Consider the following 19,502-nt stretch of genomic DNA (forward strand, 5'->3'; position numbering starts at 1 on the left):
CCCGCCGAGGCCGCGGCGGCCGCCTGCGGCCTCCTCGCCGTGGCGCTGGCCGTCGGGTCCGCGCCGGTGCTCGCGCTGGCCCTGGCGCTCGCCGGGGTGGTCTGCGCGGGTGCGGCGGTGCGGCCGGAGCGACGCGCGGCGGGCTGGGCCGCGGGGGCGTTGTTCCTGGCGGCGACCTGGGTGCGGCTGGCGGCCTCGCACGTCACGGTGCCCGAGGCGTACACGCTTCCGGTGACGGCCCTGGCGCTGGCCGTGGGCTTCGTACGGCGGCGCCGGGACCCGCTGACCACGTCCTGGACGGCGTACGGACCGGGCCTGGCGGCGGCCCTGCTGCCGAGCACGGCCGCGGTGTGGGGCGACCCGCACTGGGTGCGGCCGCTCCTGCTGGGCGGGGCCGCCCTCGTGGTGACCCTGGCCGGGGCCCGGCGCCGGCTGCGGGCACCGCTGCTGCTGGGCGGGGCGACGCTGGTGGCGGTGGCGGGGCACGAGCTCACCCCGTACGTGGTGCAGGTCGTGGACGCGCTGCCCCGCTGGCTGCCGCCGGCGCTGGCCGGCGTGCTGCTGCTGGCGGTGGGGGCGACCTACGAGAAGCGGCTGCGGGACGCGCGGCGGCTCCGGGAGGCGATCGGCCGGCTGACGTAGCCGACGGGGCGTCGGGCCCGGCCGGGGCGGGCCGGGGCGGGCTCCGCGGCAGACGGTGAGCGGAGCGCCGACGGGGGAACGCCAGAGGCCCGGAGACTGTGAAAGTCTCCGGGCCTCTGGTCCGGGTGGGCGATACTGGGTTCGAACCAGTGACCCCTTCGGTGTGAACGAAGTGCTCTCCCACTGAGCTAATCGCCCGGACGCACCGCAAACATTACCGCATGTCAGCGGTGCTCTCCGCCACGGGCGGGCGCGCTCACTGGTCCTTGATGTTCCAGGGCAGGACCATCCCGTACTTCCACAGGTAGAAGCCGATCAGGACGCCCGCGATCGCGAGGCCGACGCTGGTCAGGATGATGTTGCGGCGGCGGACCTTGGGGTCCAGGGCCTTCTGCGCGGCCTCGCTGACCTTGCGCTTGGTCCAGCGCAGGGCGAGGTGCGCCCAGGCGAACTCCGTGGCCCAGATCGCGAGACCCGCGAAGATCGCGACCCAGCCCGGGCCGGGCAGGACCAGCATCGCGATTCCCGCGCCGATGACGGCCAGGCCCACGACGAAGACCCCGACCTGCCAGCTCAGGTGCAGCCCCCGGCGGGCCTTGACGAAGGCCGGCGCCTTGGAGACGTGCGGCGCCTCGTGCTCGGCGCCGGAATCCCCGGTCCGGCTGTCGGCCGGACCCTTGGCGGACTCGTTGGCGGACTCGTTGGTCTCGCGGTCACTCCCCGTGTTCATGGGTCGAATCTACCCCGAGCTCGCAGCACACGTGAATGGTCGTTTGGATCCGCCGTCCGAGGGACCCAGAGGTCCGCAAAACGGTCAGAGGGGTTTACAACGGCACCGTAGGTGGCATGTCGATTTCGCCGACGTGCGAATCCCCGAGCGCACACTGAGCGAAAGGCCCTGGCGCTTATGAACACCACGGTCAGCTGCGAGCTGCACCTGCGCCTCGTTGTGTCGAGCGAGTCCTCACTGCCTGTTCCCGCGGGCCTGCGGTATGACACGGCCGATCCCTACGCCGTGCACGCCACCTTCCACACCGGCGCCGAGGAGACGGTCGAATGGGTATTCGCCCGCGACCTCCTCGCCGAGGGCCTTCACCGGCCCACCGGTACCGGCGACGTCCGCGTCTGGCCGTCCCGTAGCCACGGTCAGGGGGTGGTCTGCATCGCCCTGAGCTCACCGGAGGGAGAAGCACTGCTCGAAGCACCCGCACGAGCACTCGAGTCGTTCCTCAAGCGGACGGACGCCGCGGTTCCACCAGGAACCGAGCACCGGCACTTCGACCTCGACAAGGAGCTCTCCCACATCCTGGCCGAATCCTGAGCCAGGCCTACGGAGCCAACCCTCTCCCGGCCCCGGCCGGGAGCCGTACGACACCGTCCGACTCGGGGCGACGGTGCGCGGCGGACAACCACATACGGACGTGCCGGCGCTGTCCCCGCGGGAGCCACCCGCAGGGACGGCGCCGGTGCGCTCGGGGGCGACCCGCTAGAGTCGGCCACCAGCGGCGGCGCAGACCGTCACCGCAGGCCCGGCCCCCGAGGGAGACCCCGTGCAGATCCCCCACGACACCCGTCGCGCGCTCGACGTCGTCGTCGCGCTGGTGAACACCTCGGCCGAGACGGACCATCCCGACGCGCTGGCGGACGTGAACGCGCTGCGCGCCTTCGTCCGCGAGTACGCGATCAGCGACGTCGGCGAGCTCGGTGCCCGCGACCTCGCGGGCGTGCGGACGGTGCGCGGAAAGTTCGCCCAGGTGTTCGCGGCGCCGAGCTCGCGGGCCGCCTCGGCGCTGATCAACGAACTGGTCGCGACGGCCGGGACCACCCCGCAGCTGACCGACCACGACGGCTACGACTGGCACGTCCACTACTTCGCGCCGGGCGCCTCGGTGGGCGACCACCTGGCGGCCGACGGCGGCATGGCGCTCGCCTTCATCGTGGTCTCGGGCGAGCAGGAGCGGCTGCGCCGCTGCGAGGCCCCGGACTGCCGACGGGCCTTCGTGGACCTGTCCCGCAACCGCTCCCGGCGCTACTGCGACAGCCGCACCTGCGGGAACCGGCTGCACGTCGCGGCCTACCGGGCCCGGCGCAAGTCGGAGCTGGGGACGGAGCCGGCCGCGGAGTCCGGTTCACAGCAGGAAGAGGTCGTGCACGGAGGCCAGCAGCAGCAGGCCGCCGATCACGGCTAGGAAGATCATCAGGGGCGGCTGGGAGAGCGCGAAGAGGCAGCCGCGCGGCTCCTCGGCAACGGGGGCGGTGGCCGGCGCGGGAACGGCCGACTCACCCTGCGATGTCTCGAGCATGTCGGGCCGATGATGGCGCAGGGCGCTCTCTGCCGGCGTTCAACACGCCAGATTCCACTCGCGAGTTCGCCGGATCCCGTCAGTTCAGGTGGTTCCGGCCTCAGATGCCGTGCTTCTTCAGGATCGCCTCGATGTCGGAGAAGTCCTCCCCGGGAGCGGCGGCCGGGGTCGGCCGCGGAGGGGTCGCGCCGCCGAGCGAGGGCGCGGAGGCGGCCGGGGCCACGGCGTCCCGGACCGGACGGCCCCGGGCGGCCTTCGGCTCCTTCGCCGGCTTCTCCCCCGCACCGGATCCGCGCCGTTCGATGGCGCGGGTGGTCATGAAGAGCAGCCAGGCCAGCCCGAGCACCCCGAACCCGATCCAGACGGTCGGCTTGAAGGCCAGCCCGGACAGCCACTGCACGACGCCCGTCATCACCAGACCGACGGGCACCAGCGAGTACGCCGCGATCCGCGTGGCCGCGAGGAAACGCTTGCGGTAGGCGGTCAGCGCGGCGATGCCCAGCCCGGCCGCGGACACCGCGGAGCAAATGGTCTCGGCAAGCATGCGGGGCCTCCAGGGGCGGTGCGGTCGATCGGACCCGGCCGGCGGGCCGGGCGTTCTGTCCCTATCCATCCTGCACCGGCGGCCACCGCGGCGGCCATGCCCGGAGTCCGCCCCGGCCGGATCTCCGGGACATCTCCGGGTCGCGCCTCCTCCCCAGGTCCCGGTCGATGGGCACCGGCACGGACTGGGAGACTGTCCACATGACCGATTCCGTGATCCTCGACGTCTGGTGCGAGCTCCAGTGCCCGGACTGCCACAGCGCCCTGGACGACGTACGCGCCCTGCGCGCCCGCTACGGCGACCGGCTGGACATCCGGCTGCGCCACTTCCCGCTGGAGAAGCACAAGCACGCCTTCGCCGCCGCCCAGGCCGCCGAGGAGGCCCTCGAGCAGGGCCAGGGCTGGCCGTACGTGGAGGCCGTACTCGCCCGCACGGCGGAGCTCGACAAGCGCGGCGAGGCCGTACTGGTCGATGTCGCGCGTGAACTCGGCCTGGACGCCGAGGAGTTCGACACCGCCCTGATCGACGGCCGGCACATCCTGATCGTGGACGCCGACCAGGCCGAGGGCAAGGCGATCGGCGTCACCGGCACCCCGACCTACGTGATCGACGGGCAGCGCCTCGACGGCGGCAAGAGCCAGGAGGGCCTGCGCGGGCGCATCGAGGAGATCGCCGACCGCCTCCTCGCCACGGACTAGACCAGGTCCTTGGCGTAGTTGCGGTGGGTCACTTCGTAGCCGAGGGACTCGTAGAGCCGCAGGGCCGGAGTGTTGTCGCTGAAGACGTGGAGCGCCAGCACCCGGTGGCCGGCCTCCAGGGCCGTGCGTTCCGCGAGGAGCATCAGGTCCCGGCCGCGGCCTCGGCCGCGGTGCTCCTCGGCGACCGCGACGTCGAAGACGTAGCACTCCTCGCCGCGCGGCGAGGTCCACAGGGTGCCGACCGGTACGCCGGCCGCCTCGAGGACGCGCAGGCAGACGCCCGGGGTGGCCGGTCCCTCAGGGAGCAGGGACGCGTGGTCGGCCGCCGACTTCGCGAGCGCGGCTTCCCGGGACATGCCCCGGTCGACCCACCCCCGCGCGTAATCGGCCCGCTTCTCGGCGATCCAGGACGCGTACTCGCCCTCGGTCATCGCGCGACCGGTGACCCCCTCGGACAGGGCGGGCGGCTCGGCCGGGAGATCCTTGGCCATGTTGCGGCTGTACTCGGCGTACCCCAGGGAGGCGGCCAGGCGCAGCCCGCCCGGCGAATCGGCCGGGACGCTGATCCGGACCCGTCGGCAGCCCCAGCCGCGCAGCACCTCCTCGGCGGCGAGCGCGGCCACGGTGGCGCGCCCGCGCCGGCGGTCGGGCTCGTCGACCTCGAGGTCGCGGATCTCGGCGACCGTCGGTCCGAAGGGAGTGTCCGAGGTGAGCAGCAGGGCGCCGACGCGCCTGCTGTTGACCCGGATCTCGTACGGGCGCGAGCGCGCGCCGCCGGTGCTCTGCTGAAGCGGCCCGCTCGGCCGCAGGGTGGTGGTCATCAGTCGAGTTCTACCCGCCCCACCGTCCGAATGACAGCGGATTTGCCGTCGTGGGCCGGGCTCCGGCCGGACCGGCGGCGCGGGCGGTCAGGACCGGGGGTCGCCGTCCTGTGCGGAGCGGACGTCGAAGAGGCGCATGGCCTCCGCCGTGACGGGGCCGGGGGCCGTGCCCAGCTCGCGCCCGTCGATCCGTACGACGGCCTGGACATCGCGCAGCGAGGAGGTCAGGAAGACTTCCTCGGCCCGTTCCAGCACGTCGAAGGGCAGGTCGGTCTCCTTGGCCCCGGACCACTCCGCGACGAGGGCGCGGGTGATGCCGTCGAGGCATCCGGAGGCGAGGGGCGGGGTGTGCAGTTCCCCGTCGAGGACGACGAACACGTTGGATCCGGTGCCTTCGCACAGGCGCCCGACGGTGTTGGCGAAGAGGGCCTCGGAGGCTCCGGCCCGGTGGGCGGCGGCCAGCGCGACCACGTTCTCGGCGTACGAGGTGGTCTTCAGCCCGGCCACGGCGGAGCGCTCGTTGCGCACCCAGGGCACGGTGACGACGGCCGTGGTGTCCGGACGGCGGGTGGATCCGGCGAAGGCGACGATCAGCGTCGGGCCGGCCTCTCCGCGGTCGGAGCCGAGCGGGGAGACGCCTCCGGTGTAGGTGACGCGCAGCCGGCCGAGGGGGAGCGGGTTGGCCTCCAGGACGGCCGCGCAGGCGCGGCGCACCTCGTCCTGGTCGGGATCCGGCAGGCCGAGGCCCCGGGCGGAGCGGGTCAGCCGCTCCAGGTGCCGGGTGAGCGCGAAGGCCTTGCCGTGCTCCGCCTTGAGGGTCTCGAAGACCCCGTCGCCGACGGTGAGGCCGTGGTCGAACACGGACACCCTCGCGTCGTCGGCGTCCCGCAGTGCTCCGTCGAGCCAGATCGTCACCGTACGGTCCTTCCGCTGTCGTTCGCGTACGCGTCGTTCGCCCCCGACGCTACCCGCAGCAGGCGGGCCGCCTTGAGTTCGGTCTCCGCCCACTCCCGGTCGGGGTCGGAGCCCCAGGTGATCCCGGCGCCGGTGCCGAAGCACAGCCGGGGGCCGTCGGGGGTCCTGCGGTCGATCCAGAAGGTCCGGATGCCGACGGCGAGCTCGGCGGTGCCGCGGTCGGCGTCCACCCAGCCGATGCCGCCGCAGTAGGGGCCGCGCGGGGCGGTCTCCAGGGCTTCGATGATCCGCAGCGCGGAGGACTTGGGGGCGCCGGTGACCGAGCCGGGCGGGAAGGTGGCGGCGAGCAGCTCGGGCCAGCCCGCGCCGTCGGCGAGTTCGCCGGCGACGGTGGAGACGAGGTGGACCAGTCCCGGGTGCTCTTCCAGGGCGCACAGCTCGGGGACGGTGACGGATCCGGTGGCGCAGACCCGGCCGAGGTCGTTGCGCACGAGGTCCACGATCATCACGTTCTCGGCGTGGTCCTTGGGCAGCAGGTCGGCGGCGGTGCGGCCGGTGCCCTTGATCGGGCCGGACTCGACGCGGCGGCCGGAGCGGCGCAGGTAGAGCTCGGGGGAGGCGGTGGCGATCTCCACTCCGTGGGCCGGGAGGCGAATCGTTCCTGCGTAGGGCGCCGGGTTGCCGCGCGCGAGCAGCGCGGTCAGGGCGTCCACGTCGGCGCCGCCACCCGGACCGGGCCCCTCGGGCAGCGGCGCGGACATCACGCGGCAGAGGTTGGCCTGGTAGACCTCGCCCGCCTCGATGTGTTCGCGGATGCGCCGCACGCCGGCGACGTACGCGTCACGGCCGAGCGAGGAGGTCCACCGGTCGCTGTCGGGGCCGCGCCAGGCCCCGGGGACGGGCGCGGGAACCGGGTCGGGGCGCACGTCCCCGAAGCGCGCGCAGACGAGACGGCCTTCGAAATCGGCGGTCACCGCCCAGAAGCCGGCGGAGTCGAGGGCACCGGGATCACTGGTGACGTCGCGGAGATCGGTCGCGAGGAGGCCGCCGAAGCGGGCGAGGGGAGGCAGGTCGTGCACGGCTGCGAGTCTATGACCGGTGAGCCGGTGGCGCCGGGGAGGCATCTGCCGGGTGACCGTTGGTGACCGAGCGGCAGCACGCTGCGGAAACGCGTTTTTGAGCTGGCCCGGGAATCCGCTAGAGTTCAACTCGTCGCCAGGGAGCGAAGGGGGAAAACCCCGGAGCGAACACGGCGACCTGCGGACGTAGCTCAGTTGGTAGAGCACCACCTTGCCAAGGTGGATGTCGCGAGTTCGAGTCTCGTCGTCCGCTCTGAGGTGGGGGATCATCTTCCCGAGGACCCCCTGCTTGCTCCTGGTGGAGTGGCCGAGAGGCGAGGCAACGGCCTGCAAAGCCGTCTACACGGGTTCAAATCCCGTCTCCACCTCCAAGGACGATTAGCTCAGCGGGAGAGCGCTTCCCTGACACGGAAGAGGTCACTGGTTCAATCCCAGTATCGTCCACTGGTCCGCAAGGATCCCCGCGCGATTAGCTCAGCGGGAGAGCGCTTCCCTGACACGGAAGAGGTCACTGGTTCAATCCCAGTATCGCGCACGCAGCACCGGCACCATTTGCATGATCTGCTTGACCTGCGGCTTCACGGCCGTCCCGCGCGATTAGCTCAGCGGGAGAGCGCTTCCCTGACACGGAAGAGGTCACTGGTTCAATCCCAGTATCGCGCACCACCATCCGGGAGCCCCGGCCGATACCACGGCCGGGGCTTCCGGCGTGTGCGTCCGTGAGCGCCTGCCGTCCCGTCCCGTCTCGCGTAGGACGGGTGCCCGCGCCCTCGCGGAGCCTCGGGGAGGGGTGGGGCGGGGCCCCGGTCGGTCGCGGGGCCCCGGCGGCGTCAGGACGAGAAGAGCATCCGGCCGAAGCCGCCCTTGTGGTGGCCGCGCCCGTGCCCGTGGCCGTAGCCGCCGTGCTGCGGGGCGCCCCAGGCGGGTGCGGGGGCCGCGTGCTGGGCCGGGTAGGGAGCCGGGGCCGGCGGCGCGGCGGGCGGCGGGACCTGGCCGTACTGGGCGGTGTACTGGGACTCCAGGCGGGTCAGCGCCTCGAGCTCGCCGTAGTCGAGGAAGATGCCGCGGCAGCCGCTGCACTGCTCTATCTGGACACCGTTGCGGTTGTAGGTGTGCATCATCGCGTGACACTTCGGACACTGCATGACCGGATCATCTCCTCGCCGTCTGGGTGGACACCGGATGCGTACCCGGTGGCGTGAGGCTCACCCTACGACGGAGCACCCCGCTCCAAGTCGGGCGGGAGGGAGGCAATTCGGGCACAGCAGTCCACCATCAGCCGCTCCACGTGGTCGAGTCGGCGGTGCTCCCGGGCCGCCTTGACCAGGGCCAGCGCGGCCGTCTGCACCGTGAGCGCGCGGGCGGCGACGTCGAGTTCAGGCCAGGGGTCGCTCCCGGGCGGACCGGCCGCGGGGCCGCCGGCGGCGCGGTAGGCGTCGAGGAAGCGCCGCCAGGTCTCCTCGTCCAGCACCCCGGCCGCGTACCAGGCCGCGGGCCGGGCGAGGTCCCACGCGGGCGCGCCGAGGCCGAGGTCGTCGACGTCGATGAGCCGCCACCCGCCACCCGGGCCCCGGACCAGCTGACCGAGGTGCAGGTCCCCGTGGCACAGCACCCCGCCCGCCGGCTGCGCCGCCTCTCCCCGGGCCCACGCGGGGAGCGTCGCGGCGGCGGCCCGCACGAGCCGTGCCCTCCGCGAGGCGTCGTAGGCGTCATGGGTGTCATGGGCGTCACGGGCGTCGCGGCTGTCGTAGGCACGAGGTACGCCTTGGCCCCCGGAGCCGGCGCGCGCAGGGCGGCCACCATGGACGTCGCCGGCCGCACGGGCGTCGTAAGCCTCGTGGGCCTGGCGGGTGTTGGGGGCGTCGTGGGCCTCACGGAGGCCACGGACGTCACGGACGTCGTGAGCCTCGCGGGCGTCGCGAGCCGCGCGGGCCTCCCAGGCTTCGTAGGCCTCGCGGACGCCCCGGGCTTCGCGGACGTCGCGGGCCTCGCGGACGTCGCGGGCATTGCGGGTGCCGCAGGTGTCACGGGCTTCGCGGGCGTCGTAGGCCTCACGGACGTCACGGGCCGCGCGGGCCTCCCCCGCGTCGTAAGCCTCACGGGCATTACGGGTGCCGCGGCCATCACGGGCCTCCGAGGCCTCGTAAGCCACACGGGGGTCGCGCCCCTCACGGACGTCACGGCCGTCGCAGGCCCCGCGGCCCTCATGGCCCTCGCCGGCGGAGGCGGCGGCCGCGGGCGGGTGCGCGGCGGCGAGTCGGCGGAGGGCGCGGGCGAGCTTGGCCGGTCCGCGCATCGGGGGTACCGGGGCCGGGAGGTGGTGGAGCGGGGTCCGGTGGAGACCCGCCAGGAGCTCCGCGGTCGCCTCCCAGGGCGCCTCCTCGGGGCGGTCCGGGGCGACCGGAGTGCCGTAGGGCCACAGGGAGACGGCCCGGTCCGCGACCCGGCCGAGCCCCGGACGCAGCGGCGGCAGCAGGATCCCGGACAGCGCCGCGTGCCCGGCGATCCGGATCCGTACCGCCAGCGCGTCGGGGTCGCTGTCCCCCGCGTGCGCCTTGGCCACCGTGTCCCCGCAGCGGACGACGGTCCCGTCGTCGCGCTCCGCGAGGAGGACGAACTGCGCCGAGCCCGCGTACGCGGCGAGCGCGGCCGCGCTCACTCGCTCCAGCGGAACCACCCCCCGGCGCCGTCGACGGGGACCGGGACGTCCGACGCCGGCCGGCCGTCGGAGGTGACGGGAGTCAGCCGCTCGGCGGTCGGGGCGCACACGACGCCGAAGCGCTCACCGACGGGTTCGTCGCCGATCTCCCCGGCCGTCGTCGCCCGGACGGCCTCCGGGCCGGGGCGGACCTGCTCGAAGGCCGGTCCCGGCGCGAAGCGGCCGTGCGGCCGGGGGAAGCCGGCGGACTCGCCCGCCCCCGGGCGCGGGCGGCCCTGCCGCACGAGACCTGGGACGCCGCCTTCCGGACCGGACCGCTCCACGACCACTCCCCCGCGTCCGCGCGCACCCCTGGCGGGTGCCCCTCGGGACGAGGGTACGGAATGCGGGGAACACGCGGCGGGCGGAAAGGCGCGCGGGCGTGAGAAAGGGTGCTGCGCGTCCGGCTCCCCAGCCGTACGCGCAGCACCCTTCACCTGCCGTCCGTCGGCCGCGCCCCCGTCCCCACGGGGTTCGGCCGGTGACAGTCCCGGCCCAGGCCGCTCTCCTGGGCCCGGGGCGCCGCTCAGCGCCCCAGCATCACGCTTACGGACGACGCCTGTGCCACCACCTGGTCGAAGCCTCCGAAGAGGAAGAGCAGGAGGGCGGCCAGGGGGAGCACCATCGCCGCCGCCACCAGGGGGTGGCGACGCCCGGACTCATGGCTGTTGAACGCGAATGCCTTGCGTCCCTGCCGTGCGATGTCCGCCATGGTCCTCTCCCTGTCGTCTGGCAGCGGCGGGCTTATGACCTCGGGGGACGAGTGCTCCACCCGCCGCTTGTCCTCAACACTAGGCGCGGCAAAGGGCCCTGGCCTCATGCCCTCGTACCCCTTGCCGGGCCTTCGGGAGGATGACGAGGCCACCTGGCGCGTACTCCCCTGGGTGGAGACGGGTCCCTCGTTCTGAGGGTCTTCCCGGAGGGGATCACCGGAGCGTGGTGACTTCTCTCACTTCCGTCACTCCCCGCACACACGCCTCCTCCGACCTGGCAGTCCCAAGATCAACCGCTCGGACCCGGCCCCCTCCCCCGGCAGCCGCCCGCCCTCACCTCGCCCGCGGACCCAATTCCCTTGAGGGCGGCGCCGTTTGACGGCCAAGCCCGCAACCGCACATGCGTCCGACCGGTGGTCTGAGGATCCCTCAAGTGGACCGCGCCGTACTGGCGATCGAATCTCCCGGCGAGGGCGCGGCCTCTGAGCGCGCATGCCGGATCGTCCGTAAGCTGTGCCACGTCAACAGGACGACCGGTCAGCGGGGTGGACATGGCGATGATGCGGCTCCGGCGCGAGGACCCGCGTGTCGTCGGCTCGTTCAGGCTGCACCGACGCCTCGGCGCCGGCGGCATGGGCGTCGTCTACCTGGGATCCGACCGGCGCGGCCAGCGCGTCGCGCTCAAGGTGATCCGGCCGGACCTGGCCGAGGACCAGGAGTTCCGCTCCCGCTTCGCCCGCGAGGTGTCCGCCGCCCGGCGAATCCGCGGCGGATGCACCGCGCGCCTGGTCGCCGCGGACCTGGAGGCGGAGCGCCCCTGGTTCGCCACGCAGTACGTGCCCGGCCCCTCCCTGCACGACAAGGTCGCCGAGGAGGGCCCGCTGACGGCCGCGCAGATCGCCGCCATCGGCGCCGCGCTCTCCGAAGGCCTGGTCGCCGTGCACGAGGCCGGGGTCGTCCACCGCGACCTCAAGCCCTCGAACATCCTTCTGTCACCCAAGGGCCCGCGCATCATCGACTTCGGCATCGCCTGGGCCACCGGTGCGAGCACCCTCACCCACGTGGGGACGGCCGTCGGCTCCCCCGGGTTCCTCGCCCCCGAGCAGGTGCGCGGAGCCGCCGTCACCCCCGCCACGGACGTGTTCTCGCTCGGTGCCACCCTCGCCTACGCGGCCACCGCCGACTCGCCCTTCGGACACGGGAGTTCCGAGGTCATGCTCTACCGCGTGGTGCACGAGGAGCCGCACCTCCACGGCGTGCCGGACGCCCTCGCGCCCCTCGTACAGGCCTGTCTGGCCAAGGACCCCGAGGACCGGCCGACCACGCTCCAGCTGTCGATGCGGCTCAAGGAGATCGCCTCCCGCGAGGCGCACGGGGTGGGCGAGACGCGTCCGCCGGCGCAGCGGGCCCGCACCGAACGGCCCACGGGCCGGCTCGCCGAGGGGTACGCGGACGAGCGCACGGAGCGGCGTACCGGCGGCCTCCCCACGCCCCAGCCCCAGGGACCGGGACCTGCCCAGGGCCGGTCCCACGGCGGTCAGGGCGGCACGGGACCGCAGAGCGGACAGGGGGGACCGCACTCGCGGCCCTCGTCCCCCCGCAACACCGGTTCGCGCGGACCCGGCTCCACCGCCGGGCGGACGGGCGGGCGCCCCGCGCCCCGTACGACGGGCACGGGCCGACGGCCGTCGCGGCCGGACCCGAAGCTGATGCGCCAACGGCTGGTCGTCTTCGTCGTGGTGACGCTGATCGTCGCGCTGGGCATCGCGCTCGCCCAGAAGCTCTGAGGGGTGCCCGGGCGGGCGCGCGGCCCCCGACCGGGCCCGCTCCCGCGGGCACACCCCGCCCGCCCGCGGCCTCGTGGGCCGAGGGGCGGCCGGGAGCCCTGTGCGGTGACCGGGAGGGTCCGCCGGTCACGAGACCAGCCGCTTACGGGCGGCCGCTCGCCACCGCGTAGAAGGCGACGGCAGCGGCCGCGCCCACGTTCAGCGAGTCCACTCCGTGCGCCATCGGGATCCGCACCCACTCGTCGGCGGCGACCAGCGCCTGCGTGGAGAGCCCGTCCCCCTCAGCGCCGAGCATCAGCGCGACCCGCTCCAGGTCCTGCGGGGCGGCCTCGTCGATCGGCGAGGCCTTCTGGTGCGGGGTCAGGGCGAGGAGCTTGAAGCCGGCCTCGCGCACCGAGTCCAGGCTCTTGGGCCACGCTTCCAGCCGGGCGTAGGGGACGGAGAACACCGCGCCCATGGAGACCTTGACGGAGCGCCGGTACAGCGGGTCCGCGCAGTCGGGCGACAGGAGCACCGCGTCCATGCCGAGGGCGGCGGCACTGCGGAAGATGGCACCGATGTTGGTGTGGTCGTTCACCGCCTCCATGACGACCACGCGCCGGGTGGTGGCGAGGAGGTCCTCGGCCGTCGGCAACGGCTTGCGCTGCATCGAGGCGAGGGCGCCGCGGTGCACGTGGTAGCCGGTGACGCGCTCGGCGAGCTCGGGGCTGACGGCGTAGACCGGGGCCGGGAGTTCGTCGATGACGTCGCGCATGACGTCGACCCACTTGGCGGAGAGCAGCATCGAGCGCATCTCGTAACCGGCGTCCTTGGCACGTCTGATCACCTTCTCGCCCTCGGCGATGAAGAGACCTTCCGCGGGCTCGCGCCTGCGCCGGAGTTCGACGTCGGTCAGGCCCGTGTAGTCGCGCAGGCGCGGGTCGTCGGGGTCCTCGACGGTGATGAGATCAGCCACAGGGTGATACTGCCTTGTCCTGGGTGCGGTGCCAACGGCTCCGCTCGGTTGTGGGGTCGTCCTACTCGGCCGCGGGCCGGTGCACCTTCACCACGTCGCCGATGACGATGACGGCCGGAGGGCGCACGTCCTGGGCCCGGACGGTCTCGCCGACGGTGGCCAGGGTGGCGTCCACGCGACGCTGGGAGGCGGTGGTCCCCTCCTGGATGACCGCGACCGCGGTGTCGGCGGAGCGGCCGTTGCGGACCAGCGCCTCGGCGATCAGGCCGATCTTGTCCACACCCATGAGGACGACCAGGGTGCCGGTGAGCTTCGCGAGCGAGGCCCAGTCCACGAGCGAGCGCGGGTCGTCGGGTCCGACGTGGCCGCTGACCACGGTGAACTCGTGGGCCACGCCCCGGTGGGTGACCGGGATGCCGGCCGCTCCGGGCACGGAGATCGAGCTGGAGATGCCGGGCACCACGGTGCAGGGGATCCCTGCCTCGGCGAGGGCCTGGAGCTCCTCCATGCCGCGCCCGAAGACGTACGGGTCGCCGCCCTTGAGCCGGACCACGGCCTTGCCCGCCTTGGCGTGCTCGATGAGGGCGTTGTTGATGGCCTCCTGGGCCATGAAACGGCCGTACGGGATCTTCGCGGCGTCGATGACCTCGACGTGCGGCGCGAGTTCGTCGAGGAGGTCACGGGGGCCGAGCCGGTCGGCGATGACCACGTCGGCCTCGGCGAGGAGCCGGCGGCCGCGAACCGTGATCAGGTCGGGGTCGCCGGGACCGCCGCCGACGAGGGAGACGCCGGGAGTGTGGTGGCGGTGGCGGGAGGCGACGAGCGAACCGTCGCGCAGGCCGTCGACCACGGCGTCGCGGACGGCGGCGGAGCGGCGCGGGTCGTTGCCGGTCAGGACGGCGACGGTGACTCCGTCCACGCGGCCGGTGGCCGGGGTCCAGGCGGTGGCCGCCTCGGCGTCGTCCGCGCGGACGCACCAGACGCGGCTGCGCTCCGCCTCGGCGGAGGCGGCGTCGTTGGCGGCCTCGTCGCGGGTGGCGACGAGCGCGTACCAGGCGTCGGTGAGGTCGCCGTCCTGGTAGCGGCGGCGCTCCCAGCGGATCTCGCCGGCCTCGGCCATGGCGTCCACGGAGGGGGTGGCCGAGGGCGAGATCAGGACGATGTCGGCGCCGGCCGCGATGAGGGCGGGGAGGCGGCGCTGGGCGACCTGGCCGCCGCCGACGACGACGACGCGGCGGCCCGCGAGTCGCAGGCCGACGGGGTACGCGGGGTGTTCAGCCATGGCGGTGCGGCTCCTGATGCGGCGGTCGTCGTGCTGTCTTGCCGCTGCGGCGTTGGAGCGGCGGGGGTGTGCCGAACGGCGGTGCGGTGTGCCGTGCGGCCCTGCGGTGCTGACGTGCGGTTTCTCGTGCGGGTCCACGATACGTCCCGCCCTGGGCGGGGGCACGGGCCGGGCCCTGCGGGCGGATTTCCCCGCCCCGGCCCCACCCCGCACCTCCCGTGGCGGCGAGGCGCGGCAGCGCCCGCGCGGGCTCTGCCCCGGGCCCGCGCCCCGGACGCGGAGTGACCGGACGTGGCCGGTGCCGGCGGCCGGGACGGCGCGCGGCGCCCTGCCGGCCCCGCCCGGCCCGGGGCGGACCCTCCGGAGGGAGGGCGTCGGCGGCGTCCCCCCGCAGAGCGGCCCACCGGGGCTACTTCTCCGTGACCCCGGCCGAGTCGAAGGTGGCGACCTCGTGCATCGCGCGGGCCGCGCTCTGGACCAGGGGGAGGGCCAGCAGCGCCCCCGTGCCCTCGCCCAGACGCAGGTCCAGGTCGACCAGCGGGCGCAGGCCCAGCTTGTTCAGGGCCGCGACGTGACCCGGCTCCGCGCTGCGGTGACCGGCGATGCAGGCGGAGAGGGACTCGGGGGCGATAGCACGGGCCACCAGGGCGGCCGCGCCCGCGCTCACGCCGTCCAGGATGACGGGCGTGCGCAGGGAGGCCCCGCCGAGCAGGAGGCCCACGATCGCCGCGTGCTCCAGACCGCCGACGGCCGCCAGGACACCGATCGGGTCCGCGGGGTCGGGCTGGTGGAGGTCCAGGGCGCGGCGGACGACCTCGACCTTGCGGGCGTGGGTCTCGTCGTTGATGCCCGTGCCGCGGCCGGTCACCTCGACCGGGTCGACGCCGGTGAAGACCGAGATCAGGGCCGCGGACACGGTGGTGTTCGCGATGCCCATCTCGCCGGTCAGCAACGCCTTGTTGCCGGCCGCGACCAGGTCGCGGGCGGTCTCGATGCCCACCTCGATGGCGGCGACGGCCTCTTCGCGGGTCATCGCGGGGCCGACGGAGAGGTCGGCCGTGCCGGGCCGGACCTTGCGGGGCAGGAGGCCCGGCGTGGCCGGGAGGTCCCCGGCGACGCCGACGTCGATGACGCAGACCTCGGCCCCCACCTGGTTGGCGAACGCGTTGCAGACCGCGCCGCCGCCCAGGAAGTTGGCCACCATCTGCGTGGTGACCTCCTGGGGCCACGGGGTGACGCCCTGGGCGTGCACCCCGTGGTCGCCCGCGAAGATCGCGACGGCGGCCGGCTCCGGGATCGGCGGCGGGCAGACCCGCGAGAGGCCGGACAGCTGGGCCGAGATGATTTCGAGCATGCCCAGTGCCCCGGCGGGCTTGGTCATGCGCTTCTGCCGCTCCCAGGCCTCGCCGAGCGCCTTCGCGTCGAGCGGGCGGATGCTGGCGACCGTCTCCGAGAGCAGGTCGTGCGGCTCCTCGCCGGGCAGCGCGCGGCGCCCGTACGTCTCCTCGTGCACGACCCAGGAGAGGGGGCGGCGCTGGGACCAGCCGGCCTGCGCGAGCTCGGGCTCCTCGGGGAACTCGTCCACGTAGCCGACGCACAGGTACGCGACGACCTCCAGGTGCTCCGGCAGGCCGAGCGCGCGGACCATCTCGCGCTCGTCGAAGAAGCTGACCCAGCCGACGCCGAGGCCTTCGGCGCGCGCGGCGAGCCAGAGGTTCTCGACGGCGAGGGCCGAGGAGTACGGGGCCATCTGCGGCTGGGTGTGCCGGCCCAGGGTGTGGCGGCCGCCCCGGGTGGGGTCGGCGGTGACCACGATGTTCACCGGGGTGTCGAGGATGGCCTCGATCTTGAGTTCCTTGAACTGCTTGGCCCGGCCCTTGGGCAGCGACTTCGCGTAGGCCTCGCGCTGGTGCTCGGCGAGTTCGTGCATCGTCCGGCGGGTCTCGGCGGACTTGATGACGACGAAGTCCCACGGCTGGGAGTGGCCGACGCTGGGCGCGGTGTGGGCCGCCTCCAGGACGCGGAGCAGCACCTCGTGCGGGATCGGGTCGGTGCGGAAGCCCTTGCGGATGTCGCGGCGCTCGCGCATGACGCGCAGGACCGCCTCGCGTTCGGCGTCCGCGTACGCGGGGGCCGGCTCGGTGGCCGCGGTCTCCGGCTCGGCCTCGGGGGCGGCCGGGGCGACGGGCGCGGGTTCGGGCGCGGGTTCGGGCGCGGTGTCGGGCTGCGCCTCGGGCTCCGCCGCTACGTCGTGCTGCGGCGCGGCGGCGACCGGAGCGGGCTCGGGGGCCACCACGGGCTCCGGCTCGGGCTCGGGCTGCGCCTCGGCGGCCTGCACCACCGTTTCTGCGGGCTGCGGCTCGGGCGCGACCTCGGTCACGAGGGGTTCCGGCTCGGGCGCGGGGGCCACCGCGGCCTCGGCCGGGGCCGCTTCGGGCGCGGGCACGGCGGGGGCCGGCTCCACCATCACGGGCTCCGCCACCACGGGCTCCGGCGCGAGGGCGACCGGCTCGAGCTCGACGGGCACGGAAGCGAGCGGCTCGGGCGTGAGCGGCTCGGCCGCCGCCTCCGCCGGTACGGGCTCGGACCGCACCGCGAGCTCGGGCTCGGGCTGCACCACGGGCTCGGGCTCGGGCTGCGGCTCGGAGGCCACCGCCGCCTCGGCCACCGGCTCGGCCGCGGCGACCGGCTCGGCCACCACGGGGGCCGCGGCCGCCGGCGCCGTTTCCGCGGCGGGCTCCACCGCCCACGGGGTCCCGGCCTGCGCGGGGATCCCGACCGGCTGCGGCGCGGCCGGGGCGGCCTCCGCGTTCGGGATGTCCAGGTACTCGGGTCCGGTGGTCGGCGGGCCGGCCTGGCGCACCGGGATCGGCTGCGCGGGGGTGCTCGGCGCGGACACGGCCGGAGCCTGCGCGGGGGACGGCGCCGCGGCCGGACCCCGGTCCGCGAGGGACCGTACGACTCCCCCGTGGGCCTCGGGCACGGCCGGGCCCATGTGCAGCGGCCGCCGCACCGGGGTCTGGGCGGCGGAGAGGACCGGGGCAGGGGCCTGCGGGGCCACGTGGCTGCCGAGGTCCAGCGCGCCGGAGTCCCGGCCGCCCGCCTCGTGCGCGCCCGCGCCGTACGAGGCGTGGTCGGGGAAGGACGGCTCCGCGAAGGAGGGGTCCGCGAAGGCGGGCTGCGGGTAGCCGGCGGCCTCGAAGCCGTGCGGGGCCCCGGCGACGACCGGCTGGGGGTACTCGGGGGCCTGCTGCTGGTACCCGGCCGTGGCCGGCTGGTACTCGGTGTAGGAGCCGTCCCCGTACGCGGCGGGCTCGGGGAAGGCGGGCACCGGCGGGACGACCTGCGGGTCGCTCCACGCGCCCTGGCCGCTCGGCATCAGCAGCAGTTCCTCGTCCTCCAGCTCGGCGGGGTCGTCCACGAGGTCCTGGAAGGCGTAGCCCCCGGTGGCGGGGGACGGCGGGGCAACCGGGGCGGGGATGCCCTGCTGATCCACCATGCCCGTGCTGTCCGGGAGACCCTCGCCCGGAACCTGGCCGGTGTCAGTCATGCTTACCCCTCGCCCATCGGTGTCGCCTCTTCGATCGCCCGGCCCCCACGAGGCCGCCGAGCTCCGTTGCCGTGCCGGACCGCCGTCAGGCCTCTTCGCCTCACCGCGCCCGCACGACAACCAATAAGTATTGTCGTGCCCGTTCGCCACCGCGGCGGCCATTACCGCCACGGTCCTCTGTGGACTACGCCACGTCCCGTGTCCTGCCGGTACCGCATGCCCGGATCGTCGGGGCGGTGCGACGATCGGCCAGCCTACCCCGGGGTCGGGATCAGGTCCTGTCCGGGCGGTTGACGGGGCGTTCGGCGGACAGCAGGAACACCACGGAACGCTGCTGTTCGGTCCAGGTCCGGGTGTCCAGGCCGACGGACTGGAGGAGCGCGCACTCGACGGCGTACCCGCCTTCGGCGAGGACGCGGCCGATGGCCTCCGCCTCGTCGCGCGTGGAGGCGTGGCTGACGATCCGTTCGGGGCGGCGGTCGGCCACGGCGGCGACGACCTCGGGTCCCCCGCCGCCGACGCGGACCACGTCGGGCTCGGGCAGGGTCTCCAGTACGTGCGGGGCGCGGCCGGTGACGACTTGGAGCTGTACGCCCCTGGCGCGGGCGGCGGTGACGGCGCGTTCGCAGGCGTGCCGGTCGGCGTCGACGGCGATGACGGCGGCTCCGAGGGCCGCGGCGTCGACGGCGAGTGCTCCGGAGCCGGAGCCGATGTCCCAGACGAGGTCTCCGGTGCGCGGGCCGAGGCGGGCCAGCTGAGCGGCGCGCAGCTGCGCCGACTCCCCTTCTCCCACGTCGCTCTGCGGGCGGGCCCAGCCGCGGCCGGCGGTCTGGGCCGCGCTCTGGCCGAGGAGCCAGGCGGGGTCGGAGGCGGCGGCCTGGCCGCCGATGACGATGACGACGTTGGGGTCGCGCCAGCTGTGGTCGGCCGCCTTGTCGGAGGTGAGGACGGTGACCTGTTCCTTGTCGGTGCCCGGTTCCTCGCAGATGACGAAGGTCCGGTGGACGCCCTCGAGGAGCAGGGCGAGTTCGGCGGGGCCGGCTCCGGGCGAGGTGATGACGGCGACCTTGGGGTGGGCCCGGCAGACGTTGACGGCGCGGCGCAGGGTGCGGCTGTGGGCGACGACGACCTGGGCGTCGTCCCAGGGCATCCCGGCGCGGGCGAAGGCGGCGGCGACGGCGGAGACGGCCGGTACGACTTCGACTTCCAGGCCGTGTTCCGGGGCGCGCAGGGCGCGTACGACGCCGAAGAAGCCGGGGTCGCCGTCGGCGAGGACGACGGCTGTGCCGCGGTGGCCGGCGATCCGGCCGGCCGCGAGGGCAAGGCTGCCGAGGCGGATGCGTTCGGCGGCGGGCGGTACTTCGGGGAGGGCGAGGTGGTGGGCGGCGCCCGCCACGAGGGTGGCGGCGGAGAGCGCGGACCGGGCGGCCGCGGTCAGGGGGGAGCCGTCCCAGCCGATCACCGTGACCCGGTCGGCCATCGTCGTCAGTCTCCTGGTGTGGAGGGGTGCCTCCC

At 74.6% G+C, this 19,502-nt stretch carries 17 protein-coding genes, 6 tRNA genes and 2 pseudogenes; 10 read left to right on the forward strand and 15 right to left on the reverse strand.

The window, feature by feature from the left end:
• Positions 1–642: pseudogene (locus ABZY44_RS19335) on the forward strand (hypothetical protein); the annotation flags it as partial.
• 126 nt (positions 643–768) lie between these two features.
• Here the strand turns inward: ABZY44_RS19335 and ABZY44_RS19340 are convergent.
• Positions 769–840: transfer RNA gene (locus ABZY44_RS19340), tRNA-Val, on the reverse strand.
• A 58-nt stretch (positions 841–898) separates the two neighbouring features.
• Complete coding sequence (locus tag ABZY44_RS19345) at positions 899–1,372, reverse strand: TIGR02611 family protein (protein WP_356655331.1); 474 nt, start codon at positions 1,370–1,372, stop codon at positions 899–901.
• Positions 1,373–1,549: 177 nt separating this feature from the next.
• On the opposite strand from ABZY44_RS19345, the gene ABZY44_RS19350 reads away from it, so the two are divergent.
• The gene (locus tag ABZY44_RS19350; protein ID WP_030011909.1) at positions 1,550–1,963 is read left to right on the forward strand and encodes an SsgA family sporulation/cell division regulator; all 414 of its coding nucleotides are present in this window, start codon (positions 1,550–1,552) and stop codon (positions 1,961–1,963) included.
• A gap of 229 nt (positions 1,964–2,192) precedes the next feature.
• Positions 2,193–2,831, forward strand: a complete 639-nt coding sequence (locus ABZY44_RS19355) for a CGNR zinc finger domain-containing protein (RefSeq protein WP_356655333.1) — start codon at positions 2,193–2,195, stop codon at positions 2,829–2,831.
• On the opposite strand, the gene ABZY44_RS19360 is transcribed toward ABZY44_RS19355, so the two are convergent.
• Together ABZY44_RS19360 and ABZY44_RS19365 are read right to left on the reverse strand one after the other, a co-directional pair.
• A complete protein-coding gene (locus ABZY44_RS19360) occupies positions 2,772–2,945 on the reverse strand; it encodes a hypothetical protein (RefSeq protein ID WP_356655335.1) in 174 nt (57 codons plus the stop codon). The two genes, ABZY44_RS19355 and ABZY44_RS19360, sit on opposite strands and share 60 nt — an antisense overlap.
• Before the next feature lie 100 nt (positions 2,946–3,045).
• Positions 3,046–3,489, reverse strand: coding sequence for a hypothetical protein (locus tag ABZY44_RS19365; RefSeq protein ID WP_356655337.1), 444 nt, complete (start codon positions 3,487–3,489; stop codon positions 3,046–3,048).
• 200 nt (positions 3,490–3,689) lie between these two features.
• Between ABZY44_RS19365 and ABZY44_RS19370 the strand changes: the two genes are divergently transcribed.
• Entirely contained in the window at positions 3,690–4,187 is a 498-nt protein-coding gene (locus ABZY44_RS19370) for a DsbA family protein (protein ID WP_356655339.1), read from the forward strand.
• On the opposite strand, the gene ABZY44_RS19375 is transcribed toward ABZY44_RS19370, so the two are convergent.
• From ABZY44_RS19375 to ABZY44_RS19385, 3 genes are all read right to left on the reverse strand, one after another.
• Positions 4,184–5,008 carry a GNAT family N-acetyltransferase gene (locus tag ABZY44_RS19375; protein WP_356655341.1) on the reverse strand — a complete coding sequence of 275 codons (825 nt, stop codon included), beginning with the start codon at positions 5,006–5,008 and terminating at the stop codon, positions 4,184–4,186. The two genes, ABZY44_RS19370 and ABZY44_RS19375, sit on opposite strands and share 4 nt — an antisense overlap.
• An 87-nt stretch (positions 5,009–5,095) precedes the next feature.
• On the reverse strand, positions 5,096–5,923 hold the full coding sequence (locus ABZY44_RS19380; protein WP_356655343.1) for an aminodeoxychorismate lyase: 828 nt from the start codon (positions 5,921–5,923) through the stop codon (positions 5,096–5,098).
• Positions 5,920–7,002 (reverse strand): chorismate-binding protein, encoded by a 1,083-nt coding sequence (locus ABZY44_RS19385; RefSeq protein ID WP_356655345.1) that lies wholly within the window; start codon positions 7,000–7,002, stop codon positions 5,920–5,922. Before ABZY44_RS19385 ends, ABZY44_RS19380 begins: the two co-directional genes overlap by 4 nt.
• Before the next feature lie 180 nt (positions 7,003–7,182).
• Between ABZY44_RS19385 and ABZY44_RS19390 the strand changes: the two genes are divergently transcribed.
• The 5 genes from ABZY44_RS19390 to ABZY44_RS19410 all read left to right on the forward strand — a co-directional run bounded on the left by ABZY44_RS19390 (position 7,183) and on the right by ABZY44_RS19410 (position 7,668).
• Positions 7,183–7,255 (forward strand) — tRNA-Gly (locus tag ABZY44_RS19390).
• Positions 7,256–7,299: 44 nt separating this feature from the next.
• A tRNA-Cys gene (locus ABZY44_RS19395) sits at positions 7,300–7,373 on the forward strand.
• A 1-nt stretch (position 7,374) separates the two neighbouring features.
• A tRNA-Val gene (locus tag ABZY44_RS19400) sits at positions 7,375–7,446 on the forward strand.
• Between the two features lie 19 nt (positions 7,447–7,465).
• Positions 7,466–7,537: transfer RNA gene (locus tag ABZY44_RS19405), tRNA-Val, on the forward strand.
• Between the two features lie 56 nt (positions 7,538–7,593).
• Positions 7,594–7,668 (forward strand) — tRNA-Val (locus ABZY44_RS19410).
• A 164-nt stretch (positions 7,669–7,832) separates the two neighbouring features.
• Here the strand turns inward: ABZY44_RS19410 and ABZY44_RS19415 are convergent.
• The 4 genes and pseudogenes from ABZY44_RS19415 to ABZY44_RS19430 form a co-directional block, all read right to left on the reverse strand.
• Positions 7,833–8,147 (reverse strand): zf-TFIIB domain-containing protein, encoded by a 315-nt coding sequence (locus ABZY44_RS19415; protein ID WP_356655347.1) that lies wholly within the window; start codon positions 8,145–8,147, stop codon positions 7,833–7,835.
• Positions 8,148–8,212: 65 nt separating this feature from the next.
• A pseudogene (locus tag ABZY44_RS19420) lies at positions 8,213–8,659 on the reverse strand (phosphotransferase); the annotation flags it as partial.
• A 998-nt stretch (positions 8,660–9,657) separates the two neighbouring features.
• Positions 9,658–9,984, reverse strand: a complete 327-nt coding sequence (locus ABZY44_RS19425) for a hypothetical protein (RefSeq protein ID WP_356655349.1) — start codon at positions 9,982–9,984, stop codon at positions 9,658–9,660.
• Positions 9,985–10,226: 242 nt separating this feature from the next.
• On the reverse strand, positions 10,227–10,412 hold the full coding sequence (locus tag ABZY44_RS19430) for a hypothetical protein (protein WP_266876567.1): 186 nt from the start codon (positions 10,410–10,412) through the stop codon (positions 10,227–10,229).
• Positions 10,413–10,958: 546 nt separating this feature from the next.
• Here ABZY44_RS19430 and ABZY44_RS19435 point away from each other — a divergent pair.
• Positions 10,959–12,200, forward strand: a complete 1,242-nt coding sequence (locus ABZY44_RS19435) for a serine/threonine-protein kinase (protein ID WP_356655351.1) — start codon at positions 10,959–10,961, stop codon at positions 12,198–12,200.
• Positions 12,201–12,342: 142 nt separating this feature from the next.
• Here ABZY44_RS19435 and ABZY44_RS19440 read toward each other — a convergent pair whose 3' ends face one another.
• The 4 genes from ABZY44_RS19440 to cbiE form a co-directional block, all read right to left on the reverse strand.
• Positions 12,343–13,155, reverse strand: coding sequence for an RNA methyltransferase (locus ABZY44_RS19440; RefSeq protein WP_356655353.1), 813 nt, complete (start codon positions 13,153–13,155; stop codon positions 12,343–12,345).
• Positions 13,156–13,216: 61 nt separating this feature from the next.
• A complete protein-coding gene (gene cobA / locus ABZY44_RS19445) occupies positions 13,217–14,437 on the reverse strand; it encodes a uroporphyrinogen-III C-methyltransferase (protein WP_356655355.1) in 1,221 nt (406 codons plus the stop codon).
• Positions 14,438–14,846: 409 nt separating this feature from the next.
• Positions 14,847–17,987: a nicotinate-nucleotide--dimethylbenzimidazole phosphoribosyltransferase gene (cobT, locus tag ABZY44_RS19450; RefSeq protein WP_356655357.1), complete on the reverse strand. Its 3,141-nt coding sequence runs from the start codon at positions 17,985–17,987 to the stop codon at positions 14,847–14,849.
• A gap of 271 nt (positions 17,988–18,258) precedes the next feature.
• Entirely contained in the window at positions 18,259–19,467 is a 1,209-nt protein-coding gene (gene cbiE / locus ABZY44_RS19455; protein WP_356655452.1) for a precorrin-6y C5,15-methyltransferase (decarboxylating) subunit CbiE, read from the reverse strand.
• Between the last annotated feature and the right edge of the window lie 35 nt (positions 19,468–19,502).

It is taken from the genome of Streptomyces sp. NPDC006544, from assembly GCF_040611715.1.
GTDB lineage: Bacteria > Actinomycetota > Actinomycetes > Streptomycetales > Streptomycetaceae > Streptomyces.

Coding starts and splice junctions, on each gene's coding strand:
- cobA (WP_356655355.1), bottom strand. CDS start 14,437: ATGGCTGAACACCCCGCGTACCCCGTCGGCCTGCGACTCGCGGGCCGC.
- ABZY44_RS19360 (WP_356655335.1), bottom strand. CDS start 2,945: ATGCTCGAGACATCGCAGGGTGAGTCGGCCGTTCCCGCGCCGGCCACC.
- ABZY44_RS19375 (WP_356655341.1), bottom strand. CDS start 5,008: ATGACCACCACCCTGCGGCCGAGCGGGCCGCTTCAGCAGAGCACCGGC.
- cobT (WP_356655357.1), bottom strand. CDS start 17,987: ATGACTGACACCGGCCAGGTTCCGGGCGAGGGTCTCCCGGACAGCACG.
- ABZY44_RS19365 (WP_356655337.1), bottom strand. CDS start 3,489: ATGCTTGCCGAGACCATTTGCTCCGCGGTGTCCGCGGCCGGGCTGGGC.
- ABZY44_RS19370 (WP_356655339.1), top strand. CDS start 3,690: ATGACCGATTCCGTGATCCTCGACGTCTGGTGCGAGCTCCAGTGCCCG.
- ABZY44_RS19345 (WP_356655331.1), bottom strand. CDS start 1,372: ATGAACACGGGGAGTGACCGCGAGACCAACGAGTCCGCCAACGAGTCC.
- ABZY44_RS19430 (WP_266876567.1), bottom strand. CDS start 10,412: ATGGCGGACATCGCACGGCAGGGACGCAAGGCATTCGCGTTCAACAGC.
- cbiE (WP_356655452.1), bottom strand. CDS start 19,467: ATGGCCGACCGGGTCACGGTGATCGGCTGGGACGGCTCCCCCCTGACC.
- ABZY44_RS19350 (WP_030011909.1), top strand. CDS start 1,550: ATGAACACCACGGTCAGCTGCGAGCTGCACCTGCGCCTCGTTGTGTCG.
- ABZY44_RS19415 (WP_356655347.1), bottom strand. CDS start 8,147: ATGCAGTGTCCGAAGTGTCACGCGATGATGCACACCTACAACCGCAAC.